General features: G+C 70.8%; 24 protein-coding genes. 8 read left to right on the plus strand and 16 right to left on the minus strand.

Going from position 1 to position 25,366, the window contains the following annotated elements; genetic code table 11:
- Positions 1 to 45: 45 nt before the first annotated feature.
- On the minus strand, positions 46 to 1,017 hold the full coding sequence (locus IEY95_RS44320) for a lysylphosphatidylglycerol synthase domain-containing protein (protein WP_189191972.1): 972 nt from the start codon (positions 1,015 to 1,017) through the stop codon (positions 46 to 48).
- On the minus strand, positions 1,014 to 2,516 hold the full coding sequence (locus tag IEY95_RS44325; protein WP_189191973.1) for a hypothetical protein: 1,503 nt from the start codon (positions 2,514 to 2,516) through the stop codon (positions 1,014 to 1,016). The genes IEY95_RS44320 and IEY95_RS44325 overlap by 4 nt, the downstream gene beginning before the upstream one ends.
- A gap of 196 nt (positions 2,517 to 2,712) precedes the next feature.
- Here IEY95_RS44325 and IEY95_RS44330 point away from each other — a divergent pair, with 196 nt between their 5' ends.
- Complete coding sequence (locus IEY95_RS44330; RefSeq protein WP_189191974.1) at positions 2,713 to 3,096, plus strand: BlaI/MecI/CopY family transcriptional regulator; 384 nt, start codon at positions 2,713 to 2,715, stop codon at positions 3,094 to 3,096.
- The gene (locus IEY95_RS44335) at positions 3,093 to 3,992 is read left to right on the plus strand and encodes a M48 family metalloprotease (RefSeq protein WP_189191975.1); all 900 of its coding nucleotides are present in this window, start codon (positions 3,093 to 3,095) and stop codon (positions 3,990 to 3,992) included. Before IEY95_RS44330 ends, IEY95_RS44335 begins: the two co-directional genes overlap by 4 nt.
- Positions 3,993 to 4,124: 132 nt before the next feature.
- On the opposite strand, the gene IEY95_RS44340 is transcribed toward IEY95_RS44335, so the two are convergent.
- Positions 4,125 to 4,982 carry a COG4705 family protein gene (locus IEY95_RS44340; RefSeq protein WP_229703794.1) on the minus strand — a complete coding sequence of 286 codons (858 nt, stop codon included), beginning with the start codon at positions 4,980 to 4,982 and terminating at the stop codon, positions 4,125 to 4,127.
- 164 nt (positions 4,983 to 5,146) lie between these two features.
- Here IEY95_RS44340 and IEY95_RS44345 point away from each other — a divergent pair, with 164 nt between their 5' ends.
- Together IEY95_RS44345 and IEY95_RS44350 are read left to right on the plus strand one after the other, a co-directional pair.
- Positions 5,147 to 5,767 carry a TetR/AcrR family transcriptional regulator gene (locus IEY95_RS44345; RefSeq protein WP_189191976.1) on the plus strand — a complete coding sequence of 207 codons (621 nt, stop codon included), beginning with the start codon at positions 5,147 to 5,149 and terminating at the stop codon, positions 5,765 to 5,767.
- Positions 5,768 to 6,096: 329 nt separating this feature from the next.
- Positions 6,097 to 6,468 (plus strand): YybH family protein, encoded by a 372-nt coding sequence (locus IEY95_RS44350; protein ID WP_189191977.1) that lies wholly within the window; start codon positions 6,097 to 6,099, stop codon positions 6,466 to 6,468.
- Between the two features lie 52 nt (positions 6,469 to 6,520).
- On the opposite strand, the gene IEY95_RS44355 is transcribed toward IEY95_RS44350, so the two are convergent.
- The 4 genes from IEY95_RS44355 to IEY95_RS44370 all read right to left on the minus strand — a co-directional run bounded on the left by IEY95_RS44355 (position 6,521) and on the right by IEY95_RS44370 (position 11,455).
- Positions 6,521 to 7,030, minus strand: coding sequence for an O-acetyl-ADP-ribose deacetylase (locus IEY95_RS44355; RefSeq protein WP_189191978.1), 510 nt, complete (start codon positions 7,028 to 7,030; stop codon positions 6,521 to 6,523).
- Complete coding sequence (locus tag IEY95_RS44360; RefSeq protein ID WP_189192051.1) at positions 7,027 to 8,436, minus strand: phytoene desaturase family protein; 1,410 nt, start codon at positions 8,434 to 8,436, stop codon at positions 7,027 to 7,029. The genes IEY95_RS44355 and IEY95_RS44360 overlap by 4 nt, the downstream gene beginning before the upstream one ends.
- A 179-nt stretch (positions 8,437 to 8,615) precedes the next feature.
- Entirely contained in the window at positions 8,616 to 9,461 is an 846-nt protein-coding gene (locus tag IEY95_RS44365) for an inositol monophosphatase family protein (RefSeq protein WP_189191979.1), read from the minus strand.
- Between the two features lie 173 nt (positions 9,462 to 9,634).
- The gene (locus tag IEY95_RS44370; RefSeq protein WP_189191980.1) at positions 9,635 to 11,455 is read right to left on the minus strand and encodes a gamma-glutamyltransferase family protein; all 1,821 of its coding nucleotides are present in this window, start codon (positions 11,453 to 11,455) and stop codon (positions 9,635 to 9,637) included.
- A gap of 178 nt (positions 11,456 to 11,633) precedes the next feature.
- Here IEY95_RS44370 and lplAB point away from each other — a divergent pair, with 178 nt between their 5' ends.
- Positions 11,634 to 12,752 (plus strand): lipoate-protein ligase LplAB, encoded by a 1,119-nt coding sequence (gene lplAB / locus IEY95_RS44375; RefSeq protein WP_189192052.1) that lies wholly within the window; start codon positions 11,634 to 11,636, stop codon positions 12,750 to 12,752.
- Between the two features lie 43 nt (positions 12,753 to 12,795).
- Here the strand turns inward: lplAB and IEY95_RS44380 are convergent, their stop codons facing one another.
- The 3 genes from IEY95_RS44380 to IEY95_RS44390 all read right to left on the minus strand — a co-directional run bounded on the left by IEY95_RS44380 (position 12,796) and on the right by IEY95_RS44390 (position 15,227).
- The gene (locus IEY95_RS44380; RefSeq protein WP_189191981.1) at positions 12,796 to 13,350 is read right to left on the minus strand and encodes a Uma2 family endonuclease; all 555 of its coding nucleotides are present in this window, start codon (positions 13,348 to 13,350) and stop codon (positions 12,796 to 12,798) included.
- A gap of 90 nt (positions 13,351 to 13,440) precedes the next feature.
- Positions 13,441 to 14,118: a response regulator gene (locus IEY95_RS44385; protein ID WP_189191982.1), complete on the minus strand. Its 678-nt coding sequence runs from the start codon at positions 14,116 to 14,118 to the stop codon at positions 13,441 to 13,443.
- Positions 14,115 to 15,227 (minus strand): sensor histidine kinase, encoded by a 1,113-nt coding sequence (locus IEY95_RS44390; protein WP_189191983.1) that lies wholly within the window; start codon positions 15,225 to 15,227, stop codon positions 14,115 to 14,117. Before IEY95_RS44390 ends, IEY95_RS44385 begins: the two co-directional genes overlap by 4 nt.
- Before the next feature lie 350 nt (positions 15,228 to 15,577).
- Between IEY95_RS44390 and IEY95_RS44395 the strand changes: the two genes are divergently transcribed.
- The 3 genes from IEY95_RS44395 to IEY95_RS44405 all read left to right on the plus strand — a co-directional run bounded on the left by IEY95_RS44395 (position 15,578) and on the right by IEY95_RS44405 (position 18,214).
- The gene (locus tag IEY95_RS44395) at positions 15,578 to 16,579 is read left to right on the plus strand and encodes a carboxymuconolactone decarboxylase family protein (RefSeq protein WP_189191984.1); all 1,002 of its coding nucleotides are present in this window, start codon (positions 15,578 to 15,580) and stop codon (positions 16,577 to 16,579) included.
- Positions 16,576 to 17,433, plus strand: coding sequence for a class I SAM-dependent methyltransferase (locus IEY95_RS44400; protein ID WP_189191985.1), 858 nt, complete (start codon positions 16,576 to 16,578; stop codon positions 17,431 to 17,433). Before IEY95_RS44395 ends, IEY95_RS44400 begins: the two co-directional genes overlap by 4 nt.
- Positions 17,434 to 17,554: 121 nt before the next feature.
- Positions 17,555 to 18,214: a hypothetical protein gene (locus IEY95_RS44405; RefSeq protein ID WP_189191986.1), complete on the plus strand. Its 660-nt coding sequence runs from the start codon at positions 17,555 to 17,557 to the stop codon at positions 18,212 to 18,214.
- Between the two features lie 152 nt (positions 18,215 to 18,366).
- Here the strand turns inward: IEY95_RS44405 and IEY95_RS44410 are convergent, their stop codons facing one another.
- From IEY95_RS44410 to IEY95_RS44435, 6 genes are all read right to left on the minus strand, one after another.
- Entirely contained in the window at positions 18,367 to 19,893 is a 1,527-nt protein-coding gene (locus tag IEY95_RS44410; protein ID WP_189191987.1) for an NCS1 family nucleobase:cation symporter-1, read from the minus strand.
- 195 nt (positions 19,894 to 20,088) lie between these two features.
- Positions 20,089 to 21,108: a TIGR03842 family LLM class F420-dependent oxidoreductase gene (locus tag IEY95_RS44415; protein WP_189191988.1), complete on the minus strand. Its 1,020-nt coding sequence runs from the start codon at positions 21,106 to 21,108 to the stop codon at positions 20,089 to 20,091.
- 18 nt (positions 21,109 to 21,126) lie between these two features.
- A complete protein-coding gene (gene hydA / locus IEY95_RS44420) occupies positions 21,127 to 22,527 on the minus strand; it encodes a dihydropyrimidinase (protein WP_189191989.1) in 1,401 nt (466 codons plus the stop codon).
- 176 nt (positions 22,528 to 22,703) lie between these two features.
- Complete coding sequence (locus IEY95_RS44425) at positions 22,704 to 23,546, minus strand: nitrilase-related carbon-nitrogen hydrolase (protein WP_189191990.1); 843 nt, start codon at positions 23,544 to 23,546, stop codon at positions 22,704 to 22,706.
- Positions 23,547 to 23,615: 69 nt separating this feature from the next.
- Positions 23,616 to 23,759: a hypothetical protein gene (locus IEY95_RS44430; protein ID WP_189191991.1), complete on the minus strand. Its 144-nt coding sequence runs from the start codon at positions 23,757 to 23,759 to the stop codon at positions 23,616 to 23,618.
- A 28-nt stretch (positions 23,760 to 23,787) separates the two neighbouring features.
- The gene (locus IEY95_RS44435; RefSeq protein ID WP_189191992.1) at positions 23,788 to 25,344 is read right to left on the minus strand and encodes a PucR family transcriptional regulator; all 1,557 of its coding nucleotides are present in this window, start codon (positions 25,342 to 25,344) and stop codon (positions 23,788 to 23,790) included.
- Between the last annotated feature and the right edge of the window lie 22 nt (positions 25,345 to 25,366).

The following is a 25,366-nucleotide window of genomic DNA, read 5'->3' on the forward strand; positions in this document are numbered from 1 at the left end:
GGTCGCGCGGTCCCCGTACGAAGGACAGGTGAGCCGTACGGCGGTTCACAGCACCCGGCGGCGCACCAGCACCCCGAGCGCCACCAGCCCCGGAAGCAGCGGCAGCCATACCGTCAGCAGGCGGTAGCCGAGGACCGCCGACGCCGCCGCGCTGCCCGGTGCTCCGGCGAGAGTGAGGGCCAGGGCGAGTGCGGCATCCAGGGAGCCGAGGCCGCCCGGGGTGGGCAGCAGGACGGCGGCACTGCTCGCGGCGAGGTACGCCAATGCCACCTGCGCCGGGGGCAGCGGCAGGTCGATGGCCTGTGTGACGGCGATGACCACGCCGGCGTGCAGCGCGGCGAAGGCGAGCGAGCCGCCCCACAACGCGGCCGCCCGCGCGGGGACTTCATGCACGGCGTGGACGTCCGTCAGCACGGCTCGCAGCACGCGTCGCAGCGGCCCCGACAGCAGGACCACGGCGGTGGCGACCAGCGCGACGGCCACCGCCCATGCCGCCGCGGAGACGTGCGGGAAGCGGAGTGCGCCGGGGCAGGCCGGCGCGAGCGCGACGATCAGGCAGCCTCTGACCACGGTCGCCGCGGTGGCCTTGACCGCGAGCGCGGTGGCCGACCGGGTGACAGACAGGCCGCACCGGGTCAGGAAACGCAGATTGACGGCGCCCGCCCCGAGACCGGCGGGCAGGACCTGGTTGGCGGCGGAGGCGGCGAACTGCACCGCCAGCAGGCGCCGGGCGGGCAGCGACCGGGTCACCGCGCCCTGCTGGGCGAGGGCCGAACACGCCCAGGTCGCCAGGGTGGCGGCGGTCGCCACGAGCAGCCAGCCGCGGTCGGCGACGGCGAGCCGGCCGGCTCCGGTCTCGATCACCGGCCAGTGGCGCCGTGCGAGATACACCGCGCACATCACCACGACGAGGGCGCCTCCGGCGTGCCAGGAGACGCGTCTGCCGACGGGCACCAACTTCCTGGGGGACGCCGGCCGGTCGACGGTCGACGCAGGGGCGTCGGGCGGGACAGTCATACCGCTCCGCCTCGCGCCCCTGGTGCGACATAGACCCACAGATGACCGGCAGGGTGCGGGGCCCAGTCGAGGGCGTACGCGGGCGGCCGTCCTCCCGGCGTGGTGAGTACGCCGACTGGCTCGCGCCGTGCGGACCGCACAATGTCCGTCTCGGTGGTGTTGGCGTTGTGGCCACTGGTCTCGGCGGAGGCGCAGCCGGCGTAGTAGGCGATCGGGATTGCCTCGTCCCCGGTCAGCAGGCAGGGCGGTCGTACGCCGAGCCGGTGCAGCTCGGCCGCCGTGGCCGCCCAGGCCCGGTGGGAGGCGGTGGTGCGCTGCACGGTGGCCTGCAGGACCGCGAATTGGACCGCCAGGTGCCCGGCGAGGCCGAGCGTCACCAGGGTCACGGCCACCGGGCGCCAGGCCCGGCTCGGGGCGGTGACCAGGTGGACGAGGGTGTCGGCGACCGGGATCGCGAGGAGGGCGTAGACGGGGAGCAGAAAGCGCGGGGCGGCGTATCCGATCATGAACAGGTACGGGATGCCCGACGTCGTGGCGCAGGCCAGGAGCGGCAGCGTGCTCGCGGTGCGCCGGGCCTTGACGGCGACCACCAGACCGAGGACGGCGAGCAGCGGCAGGACGAACCACCAGACCATCACCGCCGGGTTCGGCAACGCGCCGGTGCACGGGCGGCACAGGGTGCGTCCGCCCAGGCTGCGTAACTGGTCGCCGACGGCGACGTTCCAGCCCAGGCCGCCCTGGATACGGGAGGCGTCCGCGAGCCGTTGACCCAGGCCGCCGTAACTGACGTACGCCTCGACGACCCACTCGCCCGCCCCGGCCGCCAGACCCGCGACAAGCGCGACGAGCAGTCGTGGGTGGCGCCATCCGCGGACGGCCACGGCGAGGACGAAGAGCGGCAGGGTCGTCCAGACCGCGTCGGTGGGCCGTATCCACGCCATGAACGCGGTGCTCAGGCCCACCCCCCACAGCGCCGCACGGTCGGAACGGTCCGCCCGGGCGCGCAGGAAGCAGCCGACGCAGGCCAGGGCGCCGATCGCCACCCAGTAGTTGGGCATGGCCTGCGGACCGTAGAACAGAGTCACCCACAGCGTCGCGAACAGGGCGCCCGCCGACGCCAGCACCCGAACCGGGAACAGTCCTCGCCAGACACGCAGCGCCACGTACAGGCCGAGTCCGGACAGCAGGGCGAGGTAGACGCGCAGCAGCGTCGTGGACGACGACCAGAAGGCGATCGGCGCCACGAGCAGCTCGACTCCGCGGGCGCGCGGCGCGCTGAAGAACGCGGCGGGGGCGTGCGGGCCGACCTGGCTGACGTACACGGTCTCGTCCCAGCCGAGGCCCATTCCGGGCCGTACGAGGATGAGTTGGGCCACGGTGAAGGCGACGGCCACCAGTGCCGTCCACCGCTCGCCGCGGGGGCGCCTCGACGCGCGGGCAGTCGAGGGCGCGCCGCGGCGCCGGGCGCCGACGAGCGGGACGTTCAGGGTCTTGACCATCGTCCACCCTTCAGTCCTACAAGCTGTAGGGTCCCTTCACCCTACAAGACGTAGGGTGAAGGAGGGAGTCGGGAAACAAGGGGGGAGCCGGAAAAACACCGCCAAATTACCCCACGCCAGACAGGGTTGCAGTCCGGAACCGGCATGCGGAGTCCGGCCCCGTGGCCGCGCCCCTACGCGCTGTAAGGTGGCGAGCATGGCTGGCACACGCCCCCACGGCAGAGCGGAACGGCGCAGCGCCGGCGAGTTGGAGAGCGAAGTCCTCGCCGCCCTCTGGGCCACCGATGACGCCCTGACGCCCGCCGAGATCCATGCCGAGATCGGCGGCGGTCTCGCCTACAACACCGTGCACACCATCCTCAAGCGCCTGTACGACAAGGGCCTGGTGCTCCGTGACGTGGACGGCCGGCGCGGCGCCTACCGGCCCGCCAAGAACGCGGCCGAGCTGACCGCCGAGGCCATGCATCAGGCCCTCGACCGCGGCCCCGACCCGATCGCGGCCCTCCAGCAGTTCGTCACCGGGCTGAGCCCCCGGGAGGAAGAGGCCCTGCGCGACCTCCTCGGAGGGAACGGGTCATGAGGATCGACGTCTACGTTCCACTCGTCCTGTCGCTGCTGCTCCCGGTGATCGCGCCGCAGGTGGGCAGGCGGGTGTCGCCGGCGTTGGCGGCCCGCGTCCTCACCGTCGCCGCCTCACTCACCGCGGCCGCCTCCACCTGGGCGATGGTGCTGCTCGCCGCCACGCTGATCGACAGGGCACCATCGGTGGCCGCGGAGGCCAGTGAGGACGGTCGGGCGCTGCCCGAGCCGGTCCCGGAGACCATCGCCGTCGTGGCGGTCGCCGTGCTCGGCGTGATCGCCTTCCGGCTCTTCCATGCCGTACGAGCGCACTACGCGACCCGCAGGGTCCTGCTCCGGCTGTGCGAGGGGCACCCGCCCGACAGCGAACTCATCGTCGCCGCGTCCTCGACCCCGCACGCCTTCGCGATCCCCGGTACGCCGGGCCGGATCCTGGTCACGTCCGCGATGCTCGGCGCCCTGGAGCCCGCGGAGCGGCGCGTCCTGCTGGCCCACGAACGCGCTCATCTCGTCCACCGGCACTCGGCGTCGGCGACCGCCCTCGCGCTGGCGGCCGCGGCCAACCCGCTGCTGGCGCCGGTACGCACCACCGTCACGTTCCTGCTGGAGCGCTGGGCCGACGAGGTGGCCGCGGGCAGCGTCGGCGACCGCCGTACCACCGCACTCGCCCTGGCGCGCGCCGCCCTCATCTCCCAGCGCGCCCGCGCGGGATGCGCCCTGCACTTCTCCGAGCACGCCGTCACCCGCCGGATAGCGGCGCTGCAGACAGCCCCGCCACCCGACCTGTGGCCCATCGGGGCGGCCGTCCTCGCGCTGGGCGCGCTGCCCGCGCTGGGTGCGGTCGACGCGACCGGTGATCTGCTGCGACTGCTGGCCGAGACACTGCCCGGCTGGTAGGCACGGACCGCGGTCCTCGCGGGCCCGGCCGGCGGCCGAGGCCGGGCGGAGCAGGCCCAGCGGGGTACCTCCGCCATGGCTTGGTGATCGACTTCATGACGAGTTCACCGGCCGCGCCGGCCAAGTGATCGGCTACGACCGCCGCTCCTTGAGGTGGGCGTAGCCCATGAGGCCGACGAGGATCGTGAGGAGCACGGCAGAGGAGCCCACGGTCCCGAGGTCGAGGCCGCCCTTGGCGACCGGCTTGGTCAGGAAGTCGCCCGCGGTGGCGCCGAGCGGGCGGGTGAGCACGAAGGCGAACCAGAACAGCAGGACATTCGGCACGACCGGCACGCGCGTCAGCGCGAGGAGTCCCGCGAGCACCCCGCCCACGAGGAGCGCGCCGCCCGCGTAGCCGAGTCCGGAGCTGTCGGACAGGAAGTCGCCCATGGAGGTGCCGAGCGTGTTCGACACGAGGATCGCCGACCAGAAGAGAGCCTCGCCCCGGAAGGTCACGATGTCGCGGATGACGAACGTCTGCCCGGTGAGCTTCCAGACGACGAAGATCGCGATGAGCAACGAGATCAGGATCGCGGCACCGGCGGGGTACCCGAGGCCGAGACCCTGCGGACCCCAGCCGAGCGAGGTGGCGCCGCCGGAGAGGTACTTGGCACTGGCGTCCCGGTTCATGAAGTCGGACATCGTGGTGCCGGCCATGCTGGTCGACAGGATCACGGTCCAGTAGAAGAACGGGTTGTACCGCCGCGACCTCAGCTGTACGACCAGCGTGATCACGAAGATCAGGAACAGCAGGATGGTGGTGAGGAAGTAGCCGAGCTTGAGGGTCTGGGCGAAGAGGTCACCCGCCGTCTCACCGAGGGTCGTCGCGGCGATCTTCATGACCCAGAAGGCCAGCGTCACCTCGGGCAGCTTCTTCATCACATACGCGCCGGGATCGGCGACATGCGGATCGGTGACACTCGGATCACTGGCGAGTTCCGACTTGTCCATTGTTCAGTTCTCCCGTGGGGGGTACGGTGCACATGCCCGCAGGGCATGATCATCAACGTGGCATGCGCACCCTGAACACATCCTGAACGCGTGGATCAGCCGCCGGCCAACGCCCCGAGGGGCCCGGTATGGCGGCGATAGTCGACCGGTCGTACACTCGCTTCATGGGACGGACCAGCGACGCCAGGGAGAAGATCCTCAGCGCTGCGCGCTCGCTCATCGAGCTGCGCGGCTACTCAGCTCTGGGCGTCGCCGAGATCTGCAAGACGGCCGGCGTACCCAAGGGCAGCTTCTACTACTTCTTCGAATCCAAGGAATCGCTCGCCCTGGCCGTGATCGACGAGCACTGGGCCGGTCAGAAGCGCACCTGGACTCGCATCCTGAACAGCGACGAGGAACCTCTGCGGCGCCTGTTCCGGCTGTTCGAGGAGACGGAAGCCGCCCAGCGTGCCGGCCAGCAGAGCTGCGGCACCGTCTCGGGCTGCCTCTTCGGAAACCTCACCCTGGAGATGAGCAACCAGACCGAGGCGATTCGCACACGGCTGCAGGAGATCTTCGACGCGCAGGTCGAGATGGTCGAGGCGGTCATCGCCGAGGCCCTCGAGCGCAAGGAGGTGACCGCGACCGACACACGGCAAGCCGCACAGGCGCTGGTCGCCCAGCTCGAAGGGCAGGTGCTGTTCGCCAAGCTCTACAACAACACCCACCGGCTCAACCTCCTGTGGGTGAACTGCCTGGCCCTGCTCGGTGCTCGCGCACCGCACGAGGCCGTGGCCGGCGCCTGACCGATCGATTCCCCCGAGGGCCGGCCTCCGCCCTCTCTTCGGCAATCGTGCCGCTCCTCCGGTTCGCCGCCGCAACGCCCGTGCGAGACCTGACCCCGCCCCGCTGACGTGCGCTGGAAGGCTGCGCCTACCAGGTGGGAGGAAATGGGTCCCGCCCCCGACCCTGTTGAGCTTTGACTTCTGTTCGTGGATACGTCTAGGGTGCATTAGTCGACCGGTCGGCTAGTGCGTCGACGGCGGCATGAGCGCCGGTCACTGACCCGCACGGCATCGCTCGCGAGGCGCGGTCACGAGGCCGCGCCACCGATTCCACCGACAGGAGAACCCTGATGAACAGCACGACGGACAGCGAAGCGATCCTGCGCGGCGTCCTCGACGCGTGGAAGGCCGCCGTCGACGGGCACGAACCGGAACAGGTCGCCTCACGGTTCACCGAAGACGCGATCTTCCAGGGGCTGCGCCCCTACAGCGTCGGAAGGCCCGGCATCGCCGCCTACTACGACTCCCAGCCCCTCGGGTTGACGGCCGAATACCGGATTCTCGAAACCCGGCGCCCGGCCGACGGCCTCGTCCTGGGCTACCTGAGCGTCGACTTCTCGTTCACCGACCGGCCCACCATCCACGTCAACCTCGTCGTACTGGTGAAGCACCTGGAGGACGGCTGGTACATCAGCCACTACCAGGTCTCCAAGCTCGACTGACACTCCCCGCTCAGCCGACTTGCGCGCAAGGCTGCCGACTTGCGCGCAAGGCTCAGCCGAGTTGGGCGGCGAACGCCTCGTACGCAGGCTGATCAAAGAGGACGAATCTGACCTCCTCGACCGCCGTCTCGGTGGCCCGCACCGTCTCCACCGCAATGCGAGCGGCGTCGTCCATCGGCCACCCGTAGATACCGGCGGAGACGGCGGGAAACGCGACCGTACGAGCGCCGAGCTCGTCGGCCACCCTCAGCGATTCCCGGTAGCAGGAGGCCAGCAGCGCCGACCGGTCCTCCCCGTGGACAAAACGCGGTCCCACGGTGTGGATCACCCAGCGCGCGTCCAGGTCCCCCGCGGTGGTGGCGACCGCCTGGCCGGTGGGCAAGCCCTTGCCGTAGTGGCCGGCACGGAGTTTGCGGCACTCGGCGAGGATGGCGGGGCCTCCTCGGCGGTGAATGGCTCCGTCGACGCCTCCGCCGCCGAGCAGCGAGGAGTTCGCCGCGTTGACGATGGCGTCCGCGGTCTGCCGGGTGATGTCGCCCTGGACCAGCGTGATCGTGGTCATGACTGCCTCAGCCTCCTCCAGACGGCCTTCGCCGCGTTGTGCCCCGACATGCCGTGCACGCCGGGCCCCGGCGGGGTGGCCGCCGAGCAGAGGAAGACGGCCGGGTGCGGGGTGCTGTACGGGAACAGGGACAGTTTGGGGCGCAAGAGGAGCTGGAGCCCGGAGGCGGCGCCGCAGGCGATGTCTCCGCCCACGTAGTTGGCGTTGCGGGAGGCGAGCTGGGGCGGGCCCGCGGTGGCGCGCGCCAGTACGCGGTCGCGGAAGCCCGGCGCGAACCGCTCCAGCTGCCGCTCGATGGCGTCCGTGAGGTCACCCGTCCAGCCGTTCGGAACATGTCCGTACGCCCAGAACACCTGCTTGCCGTCGGGTGCTCGGGAGGGGTCCACGACGCTGGGCTGCACGGTGATCAGGAAGGGCGTGTCGGGCGCCCGCCCCTCGCGGGAGGCCGCACGCAGCGCGGTACCGATCTCCGCGCTGCTCCCCCCGATCTGCACGGTCCCTGCGGTGCGTGCCTCCTTGGCCGTCCACGGAACGGGCCCGTCCAGCGCGTAGTCGATCTTGAAGACGGCCGCCCCGTACCGGTAGCTCTCGTAGTACCGCCCGAAGCCCGCGATCCGGGCCAGGGCGGTGGGCGAAGTGTCGAAGACGTACGCGCGCGCGGGGGGCAGGTCGTCCAGGCGCTTGACCTCGTAGTCGGTGTGTACGGTGCCGCCGAGGTCCTTGAGATACGCGGTGAGCGCGTCGGAGACGGACTGGGAGCCGCCGCGCGCGACGGGCCAGCCGCGAGCGTGCGCGGCCAGCGCGAAGACCAGGCCGACGGCGCTGGTGGCGAAGCCGTCGAGCGGGGCGACCACGTGCGCCACGAGCCCGGCGAACAGGGCCTTGGCGCGCTCATCACGGAAGCGGCGGGTCAGCCACGTCGACGGCGGCAGTCCGGCGAGGCCGAAGCGGGCGAGGGTGACCGGATCGCGGGGCAGCGCGGTCAGTGGCAGCGACATGAAGTCGTGCGCCAGCGTGTCCCACTTCGGCAGGAACGGCGCGACCAGCCTGCGGTACGTGCCCGCGTCACGCGGTCCGAACGAGGCGGCCGTCTCGGCCACCGACCGCGAGAGCACCGCCGCCGTGCCGTCGGGCAACGGGTGCGCCATGGGCAGCTCGGCGTGCAGCCACTCCAGTCCGTACCGCTCCAGGGGCATCGCCCTGAACGCGGGCGAGTTTATGCCCAGCGGATGCGCGGCCGAACAGGGATCGTGCCGGAATCCGGGCAGCGTCAGCTCTTCGGTGCGCGCTCCCCCGCCCACGGTGTCCCGCGCCTCGAAGACGGCCACGGAGAAGCCCCGGCGGGCCAGCTCCACGGCGGCCGTCAGTCCGTTAGGCCCCGCACCCACTACGACCGCATCGAGCATCGACGGCACCTTCGGACTCCTTCGTCAGCCGACGGCCACTGAGATCAGGATATGCCGGAGGACTGACAGCCTTGGCGGCGCGGGTGGTTGAGGACGGAGGCCTCGCCGGGGCACGAGCCGGCGGCACCCGCCTCGGAACGGGCGTGGGATCCCTTGATCGGGCCCGGCCCGCCGCCCGATCAGGCTCCGGCCGCCAGCAGTGCCGCCACTCGGCGGGCCGTGGCCTCGTCCCGGGCCGCCGTGAACGGCAGCACGTTGCCCCCTGTCACGCGGAACGGCTCGCCCGTGAGGGTCAGGTGGACGCCTCCCGCCTCCTCGACCAGCAGCAGGCCCGCCGCATGGTCCCATGCGGCCTCCCAGGAGAAGGCCGTGGCGTCCAACTCGCCGCGGGCGATGGCCAGATACTCCAGCCCCGCCGAGCCGCACGGGCGCGGAACGACTCCCTCGACGTACAGGCCGAGGAGCGCGCGCTTCTGCTCGTCCGTGGTGTAGTCGGGGTGGGACGTGGCGATGTCCAGGTCGCGGCCCGGCTCGGGCGAGCCGGAGCGCAGCGGCACACCGTCGAGCACGGCGCCCCGGCCGCGTATCGCCGTGGCGAACTCGTCGCGCACGGGAGCGTACGTCCAGGAGGCGAGCACGACGCCGTCCAGCGCCAGCGCGACCAGCGTGCAGAAGCCGGAGTCGCCGTGCACGAACTGCCTGGTTCCGTCGACCGGGTCGACGATCCAGACCGGTGCCTCGCCGCGTATGGCTTCATACGTCGCCGGATTGGCGTGCACCGCTTCCTCGCCGACCACGACCGAACCGGGCAGCAGCTTGGTGAGGGCCTCGGTGAGGTACTCCTCGGCCTTGCGGTCGGCGTCCGTCACCAGGTCGTGGGGGCCGGCCTTCTGGTCTATCTCGTGCGCGGCGAGCTGCCTGAAGCGGGGCATGATCTCGGCGGCGGCCGCCTTGCGGACTGCTTCTTCGACGTCGGACGTGCGGTGGGCGAGAAACTCGTCGATGGTTTCGATGTCTCCGATCATGGCTCCATGACAACACGCGCCACTGACAATCCCCGCCCGCCCGGTGTACTGCGGGTGGAATCGCCATGAATACCGGGGATCGTAGATCGGCTATGCCTCTTTCCCGGGATCAGTGACGCCTTTCCCGGGATCAGTGACGCCGGGCGCCGAACGGCGATGCCGACGGTCGGGGATCAGCGTCCGACCGCATACCCCTGCATCCCGCGCGGATTCGCCGCCGCCGACAGCACACCCGTCCGCGGGTCCCGGGCGACCGCGCACAGCCGCCCCTCGGACCAGGCGTCGGCGACCACGACGTGGTGGCCGCGGCGCCGCAGCTCCTCGACGACGGTCTCGTCCATGCGGGACTCGACGGTAAGGCTGCCGGGACGCATGCCGCGGGGGTAGAAGGAACCGGGGAAACTGTCGTTGTGCCAGTTCGGGGCGTCGACCGCGCCCTGGAGGTCGAGGCCGCCTCGCACCTCGGAGCGCAGTGCCACGGACAGGAAGAAGTGCGTCTGCCACTGGTCCTGCTGGTCACCGCCCGGGGTGCCGAACGCCATGACCGGCACGCCGTCGCGCAGTGCCAGCGAGGGGGTCAGCGTGGTGCGCGGGCGGCGGCCCGGCGTCAGTGCGTTGGGCAGTCCCTCTTCCAGCCAGGCCATCTGGAGCCGGGTGCCGAGCGGGAAGCCCAGCTCGGGCACGACCGGGTTGGACTGCAACCAGCCGCCGCTCGGGGTGGCGGCGACCATGTTGCCCCAGCGGTCGACGACGTCGAGGTGGCAGGTGTCGCCCCGGGTGCCGCCGTCCGGCTCCACGTCGGGTTCCGGGGCCGTCCTGGCCACTGTCGGTTCACCGGCGCCGGGTACCGCCAGGGCGTCGAAGCCCGGCTCGCCGGAGGCCACCACGCGCGCGTGCTCGCTCAGTCGCGGAGTGCGCCCTCCGGGGCTGCCGGGGCACAGCTCGTACGACGCCTTGTCGCCGACGAGCGCACGGCGGGCGGCGTTGTACGGCTCCGAGAGCAGCTCGTCGAGCGGCACCTCGGCGGCATCCCCGTACCAGGCCTCCCGATCGGCCATGGCCAGCTTGCAGCCCTCGATGAGGAGGTGGACGTAGTCGGCGGAGCCGTAGGGCGGCAGCTCGGGCGGGAGCAGCGCCAGCTGCTGCAGGAGGACCGGGCCCTGGCTCCAGGGGCCCGCCTTGCACAGGGTCCAGCCCCGCCAGTCGTACGTCGCCGGGGCCTCGTAGGTCGCGGACCAGGCCGCCAGGTCGGCGGCCGTCAGAGTGCCGGTGTGGCGCTCGCCGCTGGTGTCCATGGTGGGCCGCCGGGCCTGACGCACCAGGGCCTCGGCGATGAAGCCGGAGCGCCAGACCCGCCGGGCGGCCTCGATCTGCACCACGCGGTCCGTCTCTTCGCAGACCTCGGCGAGAAGCCGTCGCCAGGTCGCGGCGAGGACGGGATTGCGGAACAGCTCGCCGGGGCGCGGTGCCTTGCCGCCCGGCAGATACACCTCCGCCGACGAGGTCCACTCCGTCTCGAAGAGCTCGCGCACGGTCTCGACCGTCTCGCCGACGCGCTCCACGGGCGCATGCCCGTCCTCGGCGTACCCGATGGCGTACTTGAGGACGTCGGCGAGCGGCTTGGTTCCGTGGTCGCGCAGCAGGAGCATCCAGGCGTCGAACGCACCCGGCACGGCGGCTGCGAGCGGCCCGGTGCCGGGTACGAGATCCAGACCGAGCCCCCTGTAGTGGTCGATCGTCGCTCCCGCGGGTGCGACGCTCTGGCCGCACAGGACCCGCACCTCGCCGCCCGCCGGGGCGAGGATGATCGGGACCTCGCCCGCGGGTCCGTTGAGGTGGGGCTCGACGACGTGCAGGACGAATCCCGCGGCGACGGCGGCGTCGTAGGCGTTGCCGCCGTCCTCCAGGACGGCCATCGCCGACTGCGAGGCGAGCCAGTGCGTGGAGGACACCATGCCGAAGGTGCCCTGCAGCGTCGGTCGTGTCGTGAACATGCCTGCCACCTCGCTGTACGGAGCGATCAACCTCGGCCCCGACTATGGCATTTGCGCTCCCGGGAGGGCAGACCGGCAGCCCCGCACCCCACGGACCCGGTCCGGAAGGACCGGAATGATCGGAATCATTCGCCCGGGGTGGACGTTGATCCTCATGGAACGGAACGGAGGCGGTTCGGTGCACGGTGAGTACAAGGTCCCCGGCGGCAAGCTCGTCGTGGTGGATCTGGAGGTCGAGGGCGGAGTGCTGCGCCACGCACGCGTGGCAGGCGATTTCTTCCTCGAACCGGACGAGGCGCTGGACGCCGTCGATCACGCACTGAACGGCGCCCCGGCCGACACCGACGCGACAGGCCTGGCCGCCCGCATCGACGCCGCACTGCCCGAGGGCACGGTCATGTACGGGCTGACCTCGGAGGGCATCGGGATCGCGGTGCGCCGGGCGCTCGCGCACGCCACCGACTGGACGGACTACGACTGGCAGCTGATCCACGAAGGCCCCCAGTCCCCGGCGCTGCACATGGCCCTGGACGAGGTGCTGACCGCCGAGGTCGCCGCGGGCCGGCGCCCACCGACGCTGCGCGTGTGGGAGTGGGGCGCCCCGTCCGTGATCATCGGCAGCTTCCAGTCGCTGCGCAACGAGGTCGACCCGGAAGGCGCCGCGCGCCACGGCATCGAGGTCGTGCGCCGGATCTCCGGCGGCGGCGCGATGTTCGTGGAGCCGGGCAACACCATCACGTACTCGCTGTCCGTGCCCGAGGCCCTCGTCAAGGGACTTTCCTTCCAGGACAGCTACGCGTATCTCGACGACTGGGTGCTCGGCGCCCTCGGCGACATGGGGATCAAGGCCTGGTACCAGCCGCTGAACGACATCGCCACGGACCAGGGCAAGATCGCGGGCGCCGCGCAGAAGCGTGTGGTCGGACCCGTAGACGGGGGCGGGCCCGCAGGGCCCTCGGTCGGGGGTGGTGGTGAGCGACGGGCGGGAGGGTCCGGCGCCGTGCTGCACCACGTGACCATGTCGTACGACATCGACGCCGACAAGATGCTCGAAGTGCTGCGCATCGGCCGGGAGAAGCTCTCCGACAAGGGCACGAAGAGTGCGAAGAAGCGGGTCGATCCGCTACGCCGCCAGACGGGGCTCACACGCGAGGCGGTCATCGAGCGGATGATCGACTCGTTCCGCGGCCGGTACGGACTGGCGGACGGCAAGGTGACCCCGGAGGAGCTGGGCAGGGCGGAGGAGTTGGCACGGTCGAAGTTCGGGTCTGCGGAGTGGACGGCGCGAGTGCCGTAGCCCTGGTGCTCGGTGGACGGCACCCTGCCACCGCGGGTGCCGATCAGAACTCGGAGGTGTCGAGCTCCATGTCGAATGGATCAGGCAACGCGACAGGCGTTCCGAACGGCAGCGGTCCCACCACCCTGGTGTAGCCGAGTCGGCCTGGTACTGCGTACAAGGTGCAGGATCGCTCCTGACGGTCGACAAGCAGATACAGCGGTGCGCGGTACTCCGCACAGCGGGCACGTTTGACCGTGCGGTCGGTATCCCCATTGGACTCCGAGGTGACCTCGACGATCAGCAAGGTCTGGTCGGGGAGCAGGGCGCCCGCGCCCTTGGCCACGTCGCTCGGCACGACTGCCAGATCCGGCACGTACCAGTTACTCGTCCCCGGCAGGTCCAGGTTCCCGGAACCGGCCCGGCAGCCCAGTCTGCGCAACACCGGCCCCAACTGCTCGCGGATCAGATCGGCGACGTTCTCGTGATCCCAGGACGGCACGATCGGCTGGATGACCCCCTCGACGATCTGCACCCGGTCACCCTGGATGTGCTGGATCGCGTACTTCAGTGCGGTTTCCGGGTCGGTCACTGCATACGCGTGCGGCTGAGCGCTCATCGGTTCTCCGTCGGACATCGTGACTGCAGCATGACCAGCTCCCCGGTGTACCGCAATCCGCCACACGCGTTGGGCGATGCAGCGCGCGGCTCACTCAAACCGGTGATCTCCGTGCCGAACAGCCACCAGCCCCGACTCGTACGCGAACACCACCAGCTGGGCCCGGTCGCGGGCGCCCAGCTTCGTCATCGCCCGGCTGATGTGGGTCTTGGCCGTGAAGGGGCTGATGACCATGTGCGCGGCGATCTCCTCGTTGGTGAGGCCGCGCGCGGCGAGTGCGGTGACCTCGCGTTCGCGGCGCGTGAGGTGCTCCAGGCCCGGCGCGGTCGCCCGGTCCGGCGGCCGCGCGACGAACTCGCCGATCAGGGTGCGGGTCACGGACGGGGACAGCAGCGCCTCCCCATGGGCGACGACCTCGATGGCCTGCAGCAGGTCGGCGGGCTCGGTGTCCTTGAGCAGAAAGCCGCTGGCACCGGCCCGCAGCGCCTCGAAGACGTACTCGTCCAGGCCGTAGTTGGTGAGGATGACGACGCGCACGTCGGACAGTTCGGGGTCGGCGGCGATACGACGGGTCGCCTCGATGCCCGTCATCACGGGCATTTGTACGTCCACGAGGGCGACGTTCGGCACCTCGGCCCTGACGAGCGCGAGCCCCTCCGCTCCGTCGGCGGCCTCGCCCACCACCTCGATGCCTTCCTCGGCGTCGAGCAGGGCGCGGAAACCGGCCCGCATGAGGGCCTGGTCGTCGATGAGCGCGACCCTGATCACGACACGTCCTCCGGTATGCCCAGCGGCAGTTCGGCCCGTACCGAGAAGCCGCCCTCCGCGCGCGGGCCGGCCTGCAGAGTGCCGCCGAGGGCCGTGACCCGTTCACGCATGCCGGTGAGGCCGATGCCGGGTCTGGGCGGCGGGGCCGGCTGGGCGGCGCCGTCGTCGTCCACACGGATCGTCAACTCGCAGGGGGCATAGCGCAGTTCGACGGTCACCTTGGCCGGGCCCGCGTGCCGGGCGACGTTCGTCAGGGCCTCCTGCACGATGCGGTACGCGGCGCGGTCCACGGTCGCCGTGAGCGCGCGCTCCTCGCCGGTCACCCTCAGGTCCACGGCGAGACCGGCGGCGCGGGCGCGCTCCACGAGCAGCGCGGGGGTGCCGGTCGGCTCGTCGGTGCGCAGCACCTCCAGTGTGGCGCGCAGTTCGCGCATCGCCTCGCCGCCCGCTTCCTGGATGGCGAGCAGCGCGGGCGGCACCTCCTCGCCGCGCTTGCGGGCGAGGTGGACGGCAACGCCCGCCTGGAGCTTGACGATCGAGATGCTGTGCGTGAGCGAGTCGTGCAACTCCCGTGCGATCCGCAGCCGTTCCTCTCCCGCGCGCCTCAGTGCCGCCTCCTCGCGGGTGCGCTCCGCCTCCAGCGCGCGCTGTTCCGTCTGGCGCAGGTACGCCTGCCAGTTTCGGTCGGCGAGGCCCGTCACCAGGGCACACAGGAACCAGCCCACGAGCAGCAGCGTCCGCTCGACGATCTCCTGTGTCGTGGGGCCCGCCGTCACATATCCCGCCAGGAACAAGGCACTTGCCAGCGCGGCCACGGCTCGGTGGCCCGCGCGGGCTGCCGTGTGCACGGCGGCCAGGACGGGGAGGGCGGAGAGAGAGCCGGGCTGGGCGTGGATGACGTACGCGGTTGTGGTGGCCGTGGTGATCGCCAGTACGACGCGGGGCGCTGCGCGGTAGGCCGCGAGGGTGAGGGAACCGAGGGTGATCAGGGCGTAGTCGACGAGGGTCGTGCCGTCATGGAAGGCGGCTGCGGTCACGACGAGGCCACCGATCACCACCGCGAGGGTCGCGTCGGTCAGGCGCCTGCGGGTGGCCCGGTCGAGCTGCATGTTCGGCACCATATGCGGCTGGGCCGACAGCCGCGTCAGACCTGTGGATGGCTGCGGGGGTACTCCCGGCGCAGTAGGTCGCGCCGCGCGCGGGGTCGGTGGGGGTAGTCGGCATTGCCTTCGGGTGTACGACGTCTGCGGGTGCCCTCCTGGGCCAGGGTTTCAAGGGCACCCGGCACCGTCGGCCGTGCCCACCCGTTCCGCCCGGCGGCGGGACTGCCCACAGCGGTGAGCGATCACGGCCGGCGGCCACCGCCGGCCCACAGCCCACAGCCCACAGCCCACAGCCCACAGCCCACAGCCCACAGCCCACAGCCCTGAACAACCGCCCACAGCCCCGGAGGTCACCCGTGCCCAGCCCCTTCCGCCACACCACCCCGCCCCCACCCAAATCCGCCACCGGCGTCACCGAGGCCGTCTACGCCCAACTCGCGGAGGACTTCGGGATCGAGCGGGCGGTCACCTTCGTCGTGCTCTCCTCCGCGCCCGAAATCATGGCCGCCGCCTGGGCGTTGATGCGCGAGTCGCTCATCGCGGGCGACGGGGACAGGACCGGGAAGGAGCTCGCGGCGCTGGGGGCGTCCCAAGCCAATCGGTGTCCGTTCTGTGTGGACGCGCACACGATGTTGCTGCACGCCACCGGGGACCACTCCCTCGCCGAAGCCATGGTGCGCGGTGAGACCCCCGCCGACGAGCGGCACGCGCGCGTGCTGGCGTGGGGCAGGGCGAGCCGGACCCCTGGAGCGGCCGAGTTGACTCCGTACCCCTTCCCCGTCGGCCACGCCCCCGCCTACATCGGCACCGTCCTCTCCTTCCACTTCATCAACCGGATCGTGTCCTCCCTGCTGACCGAGAATCTGCTGCCGGGCAACATCCAGCGCTTCCGGGCCGTCCGGAGTCTCGCGGGACGGTCGGTCGCCAGGACGGTGCGCCGACGTCCCCCCGCCGGGGCGGGCTTGATCCTGCTCGACGACCCGGGTCCCGGGCCGGACTGGGCGCAGGGAACCACCGTCGGCCCGGCCTACGCCGCGCTGCGCGACGCGGCCACCGCCGGGGCGGGGCTCCTGGACGAAGGCGACCGGAACCTCGTACGGGAAACGCTCCAGACGTGGGACGGCACGCATCCGCCGCTCTCCTGGGGCGCGCTCCCGGACCGTTCCCGTCCCGGCGCGCGTCTCGCGCTGCTGGCCGCCCTCGCCCCGTACCGCATCACGGACGAGGACGTGAGGGCCTGGCGCAAACCGAACCACACCGACCACTGCCTCGTGCATCTCGTGGCGTACGGCGCGTTCGCCGCCGTCGACCGCATCGAGAGCGCGCTTCCCGTCCGCACCGTCAAGGAGACCTCGTGACCCGCATCACCAACTCCGTTCAGGCACAGGCCTGGAACGGCACCGTCGGCACCCATTGGGCCACTCACCAGGAGCGTTACGACGCGATGCTGTCGGGCGTGAACGACGCGCTGTTCGCGGGCGCGGCCATCGCGGCGGGCGACCGCGTCCTCGACATCGGTTGCGGAGCCGGGGCGACCACGCGGATCGCCGCCCGGCTGGCCGCGAGCGGACATGCTGTGGGAATCGACATATCGGCACCCCTGCTCGACAGGGCGCGGGCGATCACCACCACCGAAGGCGTCACGAACGTCGCGTACGAACTCGCCGACGCGCAGATCCACCCCTTCCCGCCCGCCGGCTACGACGTGGTCATCAGCCGGGGCGGCGTGATGTTCTTCGCGGACCACGCGGCCGCCTTCCGCAATCTGGCGGGGGCGTTGCGGCCGGGAGGGCGGCTCGCGTTCGTGTGTCCGCGGCCCGCCGGGCCGGATGTCGAGGAGTCACGGGCCCTCAGCCTGTTCGGCGAGCTGCTGGAGGGACCGGACGCCGGCACCGTCGCCGCGCAGGTCGCGATGGCGTCGCTGTCCGACCCGGCACGGATCCCCGAGGTCCTGCGCGGGTACGACGACGTGACCGTGACCCCGGTGGAGACGGAGACGGTGTGGGGGCGCGACGCCGCGGACGCCGTCGACTTCATCCTCTCCCGGGCGCCGGGGCGGACGGTCGCCGCCGACACACGCGCGGCTCTGGAGGACTCCTTGCGCCCGTACGAGACGGATCGCGGCGTCCGCCTCCGGGCCGCGCTCTGGCTGGTGACGGCGAGGGCGACCACCAAGGACGCGGCACGGCGACCCACACCCCGTCAACAGTGAGCCACTGTCACCACACAGGCACGGAGCGAGTTTGCACTTCCGCCCCACAGTGACTCATGTGACACTGGCGTCCCGTCCGCAGTGCGGACTCCTCCGCACCGTCCCCCACGAGAAGTGCGCCTTGCGTTCTCTTCCTCTGCCGCTCGCTCTCACCGCGCGCCTGCTGCCGGTCGCCGTACTCGCCTCGGCGGGCTGGGCCCTGACGTCCGGTCCGTTCGGGGCGACCCCCACCGCCGAGCACAAACCCACACCAAAGGCGACCGATACGGCATCCGCGCCGTCGACATCCGCGGCCACCAAGACGTACACCGCGTCGCCCGCGCCCTGCGGCGGCGTGCCGGAGGCGACGGTCAAGTCCCTGGTCCCGGGCGCCAAGACGGCCGGGCAGGAGATCGCGTCGACCGACAAGTCGGTGCGCCGCACCTGCTCCTGGAACGCGCTGAAGGGGTTCGACTACCGCTGGCTCGACGTCTCGTACGAGATCAAGGCGTCGGACGAAGCGGCACAGAAGTCCTATAAAGACCGCATTGCGGACAAGAGTGGCGGCGGGGCGGTCCCCGGGCTCGGCGACACGGCCTACTCCGTCGTGAACCTCACCACCGAGGACAAGCAGCAGACGCGCGAGGGAGTGGTGATGGCCCGCGTCTCCAACGCGCTGGTCGTCATCACGTACAACGGCAGTGACTTCGAGACGAAGAAGGCGCCGGGTACGGACGAGATCAACAAGGGCGCCATCAAGGCCGCCAAGGACGCCGTGGCAGCACTGGAGAAAAGCCAGTAATAGTGCGGAAGAACCGGAACAGGACCTGAGGACCGGAGCAGGATGTGAAGACCGGAACAGGACCTGAAAACCGGGACAGACCCGACAGAACGCAGTAGAGCCGACCCGGACGAAGCGGTCGGCTCTACTCAAGAACACCTAAGTCGGATACGTCAGACAGTGGCCTTCTCCTTGCCCCGCAGCAGCATCAGCACCACGTACAGAACCATCGACGTACCGAGTCCGACCGCCCACCCGTAGTCGGCCAGCGACTCCAGCGCAGGGATGGGCCGGCCATCGATCAGCGGATGGAAGTCGGCGCCGCCGATGGCGAGGACGCCGCCGGTGACGAAGGCGACGACGGCCCGCCAGTTCCAGCCACCGTCGTACCAGTAGCGGCCGCCCGTGCGGTACAGGTCGGCGAGGTCGAGCTTGGTGCGGCGCAGGATCCAGTAGTCGGCGATGAGGATGCCGGCGACCGTACCGAGCAGACCACCGACCAGACCGAGCCAGGTGAAGATATAGCCCTGCGGGTCGGAGTACAGCTTCCAGGGGAAGATCAGCACGCCGAGGACGCAGGTGGCGAGGGCGCCGGTGCGGAAGTTGATCTTTCGCGGCGCGATGTTGGAGAAGTCGAACGCGGGCGAGACCAGGTTGGCCGCGATGTTCACGGACAGGGTCGCGACCAGCACGGTGACCAGGGCGAAGAGGATGCCGGCGACGTTGTCCGTCTTGGCGGCCAGCTGGACCGGGTCCCAGATCGCCTTGCCGTACACGGCCTGCGAACCCGAGGTGACCATGACCGACAGGAAGGCGAAGAGCGTCATCGTGGTCGGCAGACCGAGCGCCTGACCCCAGGTCTGCGCCTTCTGGCTCTTGCCGTACCGGGTGAAGTCCGGGATGTTCAGCGACAGCGTGGACCAGAAGCCGATCATGCCCATGAGAGAGGGCCAGAACAGCTTCCAGAAGTCGCCGCCCCAGCCCAGCTTGGAGGGCTGGTCGAGCAGCGGGCCGAAGCCGCCCGCCTTGCTGCTCATCCACCACAGCATCACACCGGCGCCGACGAGGACGAAGGGCGCGGCCCAGTTCTCGAAGCGGCGGATCGTCTCCATGCCCCGGTAGATGATGGCGACCTGGAGCACCCAGAAGATCGCGAACGACAGCCACATGGTCCAGGCGTAGCCCCCGACCTCGGACGCGTTCTTCCAGCCGTCGCCGAAGAGCTTCCCGGCGAGGAAGTAGATCGCCTCGCCGCCGATCCAGGTCTGGATGCCGAACCAGCCGCAGGCCACCAACGCCCTGACGACAGCGGGAAGGTTGGCGCCGCGGACACCGAAGGAGGCGCGCGCGAAGACCGGGAACGGTATGCCGTACTTGGGTCCGGCGTGCCCGGTGAGCAGCATCGGGACGAGCACGATCAGGTTGGCCAGCGCGATGGTGAGCACGGCCTGCTTCCAGTCCATGCCGACGGCTATCAGACCGGAGGCCAGCGTCCAGGAAGCGGTGTTGTGGGCCATGCCGACCCACAGCGCCGAGAAGTTGTAGGTGGTCCAGGTGCGCTTCTCGACCGGGACCGGCAGCAGGTCCTCGTTCGCGTAGGGGCCGCTCGGCGCCGGGGCGTCGGGCGCGATCTCCACCCGGCCGTCGGGGAGCGTGACTTGAGCGGCGGGCGGGCTGTCCGGGGGGACGGTCTCGGTCATGGGCAGGCCAATCAGATGAGGAGAGGGACGGGAGAGGCCGTGCGGGTGACGCCGTGGGGGGTGAGCGGGTGGGGCCGGTCCCCTTCCCGGGACGGCGGGAAGGGGACGTTCGGGGAGGGAGCGGGAGCCCCGGCAGGGCCCTGGTGCGCGGTCAGCCGTTGATCGCCTGAGCCGCGGCAGGGCCCTGGTGCGCGGTCAGCCGTTGATCGCCGGGATGACCTTCGTCCCGTACGCGTCGATGGTCGCCTCCTGCGCGTCGTGCATGTCGTACACCGCGAACTGGTCGACGCCGAGCTCGCGCAGCGCGTTGAGCTTCTCGATGTGCTTCTCGGCCGGGCCGATGATGCAGAACCGGTCGACGATCTCGTCGGGCACGAAGGCGGTGTCGGGGTTGTCGGCGCGCCCGTGGTGGGAGTAGTCGTAGCCCTCGCGGGCCTTGATGTACTCGGTGAGCTCGTCGGGTACGGCGGCCGAGTGCTCGCCGTACTTGGCGACGAGGTCGGCGACGTGATTGCCGACCATGCCGCCGAACCAGCGGCACTGCTCGCGCGCGTGGGCGAGCGCCTCCGGCGAGTCGTCCTTGGTGATGTACGCGGGCGCGGCGACGCAGATCTTGACGTCGGAGGGGTCACGCCCGGCCTCGGCGGCAGCGTTCTTCACTGCCTTGACCATGTACTCGGTCAGGTACAGATCCGCGAGCTGCAGGATGAAACCGTCGGCCTCCTCACCGGTCATTTTCAGCGCCTTCGGGCCGTACGCGGCCATCCAGACAGGGAGTTCGGCGCCGGGCTTGACCCACGGGAACCTGATGACAGTGCCGCCGAGGTCGGCCTCGTCGCCCCGCCCGAGCGCCCGGATCACCTTCATCGCCCCGCTGATCCGGGCGAGGGTGTTGGGCTTGCGGCCGGCGACGCGCATCGCCGAGTCGCCGCGGCCGATGCCGCACACCGTGCGATTGCCGTACATGTCGTTGAGCGTCGCGAAGGTGGAGGCGGTGACCTCCCAGGTGCGGGTGCCCGGGTTGGTGACCATCGGGCCCACCGTCAACTTCTCGGTGTTCGCGAGGATCTGGCTATAGATCACAAAGGGTTCCTGCCACAGCACGGCGGAGTCGAAGGTCCAGCCGTAGGTGAAGCCGTTGCCCTCGGCCCGCTTCATCAGCTCGATGACGCGGGAGGCAGGGGGGTCGGTCTGCAGCACGAGTCCGAAGTCCATGGCGCCACTCCTAGTCGCTCAGAGAAGGTACTGACAGGTGGAGCGGGGCGTGTAGACGCCGTGGCCGGCACGTCCGGTGAACTCCCGCTCGGTGATGACCGGTTCGCCGCGTGAGAGCACGGACTCGACACGGCCGGTGACGTGCTTGCCCTCGTACGCCGAGTAGTCGACGTTCATGTGGTGCGTCTCGACCGACATGACCTGCTCGGCGTGCGGGTCGTAGATGACGATGTCGGCGTCGGCGCCGGGCGCGATGGTGCCCTTCTTCGGGTACAGGCCGAACATCCGCGCCGGGGTCGCGCAGGCGATCTCGATCCAGCGGCGGCGCGAGATGTGCCCGTCGACGACGGCCTGGTGGAGCAGGTCCATGCGGTTCTCGACGCCCGGAAGGCCGTTGGGGATCTTCGAGAAGTCGCCGCGGCCGAGCTCCTTCTGGCCCACGAAGCAGAAGGGGCAGTGGTCGGTGGAGACGACCTGGAGGTCGTTCGTACGCAGTCCACGCCACAGCGCCGCCTGGTGCTGCTTGGGGCGAAGGGGCGTACTGCAGACGTACTTCGAGCCCTCGAAGTCCGGCTCGGCCAGGTTGTCGGTGGACAGGAACAGGTACTGCGGGCAGGTCTCGCCGAAGACGTTCAGGCCCTCGTCGCGCGCCCGTGCCAGCTCGGCGACTGCCTCCTGCGCCGAGACGTGCACGACGTACAGCGGGGCGCCCGCGACCTGTGCGAGCTTGATGGCGCGGTGGGTGGCCTCGGCTTCGAGCAGTGCCTTGCGGACCTCCCCGTGATAGCGGGGATCGGTCTCCCCGCGGGCGAGCGCCTGCTCGACCAGCACATCGATCGCGATGCCGTTCTCGGCGTGCATCATGATCAGACCGCCGTTCTCGGCGGAGCGCTGCATGGCGCGCAGGATCTGGCCGTCGTCGCTGTAGAAGACACCTGGGTAGGCCATGAACTGCTTGAAGGAGGTGACGCCCTCCTCGACCAGCAGGTCCATCTCCTTGAGCGTCTCCTGGTTCACGTCGGAGACGATCATGTGGAAGGCGTAGTCGATGGCGCACTTGCCGTCGGCCTTGGCGTTCCAGGCGTCGAGACCCTCGCGCAGCGAGTGGCCGACGCTCTGCACCGCGAAGTCGACGATGGTGGTGGTGCCACCCCAGGCCGCGGCCCGGGTGCCCGTCTCGAAGGTGTCGGAGGCGAAGGTGCCGCCGAACGGCAGTTCCATGTGGGTGTGGGCGTCGACGCCGCCCGGGATGACGTACTTTCCGGTGGCGTCGATGACCCGTTCGGCCGTCCACGACTCGGCCGCCGGGGTGCCGGTCGCGGCGAGAGCCGCGATCCGGCCGTCCTCGATCAGGACGTCGGCGTGGATCTCGTCGGACGCGGTGATGACGAGGCCACCACGGATGACGGTACGGCTCATGCTCCCTCTCCTTCCGGTCGTGCGTGCACTGAGGGAATCCGATTGCTGTTGAGAGCTGCGGTCGACACTGTTCCGGCCGGGGGTCCGGAGGTTGTCCCCGGGAGCCGCGGCCCCGGGAAGGAACACGGTCCCGCGGGCCCGGCCTCCCGCGGTCCGGGCCCGCGGGAGGCCGGCGACTACGGCGCGGTCAGCGGCCCGTAGGTGCCCGGAGCACGGTCGCGGTAGAACTGCCACCGGTCGCGCACCTCGCGGAGCTTGGCCAGGTCCAGGTCGCGGACGACGAGTTCCGTCTCCTTGTCGCCGGCCACCTCGCCGACGAACTGGGCTTCCGGGTCGACGAAGTACGAGGTCCCGTAGAAGTCGTTGTCGCCGTACTCCTCGACGCCCACCCGGTTGATCGCGCCCACGAAGTACTCGTTGGCGACGGCCGCGGCCGGCTGCTCCAGCTGCCAGAGGTAGCCGGACAGACCGCGCGAGGTGGCCGACGGGTTGAAGACGATCTCGGCACCCGCGAGGCCCAGCGCACGCCAGCCCTCCGGGAAGTGCCGGTCGTAGCAGATGTAGACACCGATCCTTCCGACCGCGGTGTCGAAGACCGGCCAGCCGGAGTTGCCCGGCCGGAAGTAGAACTTCTCCCAGAATCCCGGCACTTGAGGGATGTGGGTCTTGCGGTACTTGCCCAGGTACGAGCCGTCGGCGTCGATCACCGCCGCGGTGTTGTAGAGGACGCCGGGCTGCTCCTCCTCGTACATCGGCAGCACGAGGACGATGCCGAGTTCCTTGGCCAGCGCCTGGAAGCGCCGGACGATCGGGCCTTCGGGGATCTGCTCGGCGTACTCGTAGAACGCCTTGTCCTGGACCTGGCAGAAGTAGGGTCCGTAGAACAGCTCCTGGAAGCACAGGACCTGCGCGCCCTGCGCGGCCGCGTCGCGGGCCGCCTGTTCGTGGACCTGGATCATCGATTCCTTGTCGCCGGTCCATGCGGTCTGGAAGACGGCGGCGCGGATCACTCTGCTCATCGGGACCTCCGGTCGCTCGGTGTGCGAGGAGCCTAGGAAGCCCGGACGGTGGCTTTGAGTTGCACCATGTCACGTCTGAAGCGCTGTGCCGTTCCACGGTGTCACCCCCGCGTCGTCCCATGTTTCACCTGTGTCGTGCTGTGTTTCACCGTTGTTGCGCCTCATGCCGTCACCGTCGTCGCGCGTCGAGCCTTCACCGTTGTTGCCACTCATGCCGTCACCGTCGTCGCGCGTCGAGCCTTCACCGTTGTTGGGCGTCGTGCGCGAGCAGCGCGATGTGGACGGACGCCGCCTGCTCGAAGTCATCGAGGTCGACGCCGAGACGGGCCTCTATGGCCTCCAGACGCCGGTACAGGGCGGGCCTGCTGACGTGGTGGAGTTGCGCGGTGCGCGACTTGTTGCGGCCGGTTGCGAGATACGTCCGCAGCACGGGCAGCAGCTCCGACTCGGCGTCGGCGCCGCACAACAGACCGTCCAACTCCCGCTCGGCGAAGGACTGGACGTGCGGATCGTCCCGCAACAGCCGTACCAGACCGCGCAGATGGACGTCCCGCAGGCGTACGAGCAGCGGCTCGTCCTGGTCGGCGGGTGCGTCGGCGGCGGCCTCGGCGACGTGCAGGGCCTCGCGCAGGCCGCCGGGGACGTCGTCCCAGGCAGTATGGGGAGAGGCGGCGGCCACCGTCGTACGGGCGCCGGTCTCGTGGCGCAGCCGCAGCGCGAAGTGCGCCGCCAGCGCCTCCCCGTCCTGGTCGCGGGCGAGGCTGAGCAGTACGGCGGTGGCCCCGTCGGCCAGCTCGGCGACGAGTCCGGGTAGCCCCAACAGACGCAGGACACGGTCCAGTTGGACCGGATCGCCGTCCCGCACCACGAGCGGCACGAACGCCCGCCGGTTGACGGGCAGCCCGGCCGCGCGCGCCCTCGGCAGCAGCTGCCGGGCGGGTACGACACCGCTCACCAGGTCGGTCAGCAGGCTCTGCGCGGACTCCTCCTCCCAGGTGTGCACGGAGCCGCCGAGCATCCGGTGCAGGACCAGGGACTCGGCGGCCCGGTCGGCGAGCAGCCGCCCCGTCGCGCCCTCGCCGCGGTATCCGCACAGCACGATGCGGCCCCAGCGCTCGCCGCGCCCGCCCAGCTCGGCGCGGATCCAGCCGTCGCCCTCGCTGCCGCCCGCCTGCCGGGCGATGCGCTCCCAGTCGCGCAGCACGTCGTCGACGGCGGACCGCTCCCCCGCCGTGGCCAGGACCCGGTGGGCGAGGTTGGTGACGACGACGGGGCAGGCGGCGTGCCCGGCGATCTCGTCGAGCATCCGCTGCAGCGGGGCGCCCGCTGTGATGAGTCCGGTGAGCGCGGTCCGTACGGCCTCGGACAGACTCACGGCCGCGAACTTGCTTCTGACCAGCCGGGACTGGACCTCCTCCGTCAACTCGGCGAAGGGGAAGGGCCGGTGGAGCACCACCATGGGCAGCCCGCAGCGCTCGGCCGCCCGGCGCATCACGTCCGGTGGCGCCGGGAAGGCGCGGCCGAGTCCGAGGACGACGGCCGCCGCCTCCGCGCGGTGCAGCGAGCGGATGTACTCGGCCTGCGCGTCGGGGTCGCCGGCGAGCAACACCCCGGTGGTGAGCACCATTTCGCCGCCGCTGAGCATCACGCCCACGTCGGCGGCCTCGGCCACGTGCACCCAGCGCACGGGCCGGTCGAGATGGCCCGCGCCGGCCACCACCTCGGGCTCTCCGGCGAGCACCCGGTCCAGGGTGAGGACCTGGCGTACCGACAGGGCGGGTTCCAAGGCGGTGGTCATGGCGACGAAGTCCCTTGCTCAG

Source organism: Streptomyces albiflavescens (assembly GCF_014645835.1).
In the GTDB taxonomy this organism is placed as follows: domain Bacteria; phylum Actinomycetota; class Actinomycetes; order Streptomycetales; family Streptomycetaceae; genus Streptomyces; species Streptomyces albiflavescens.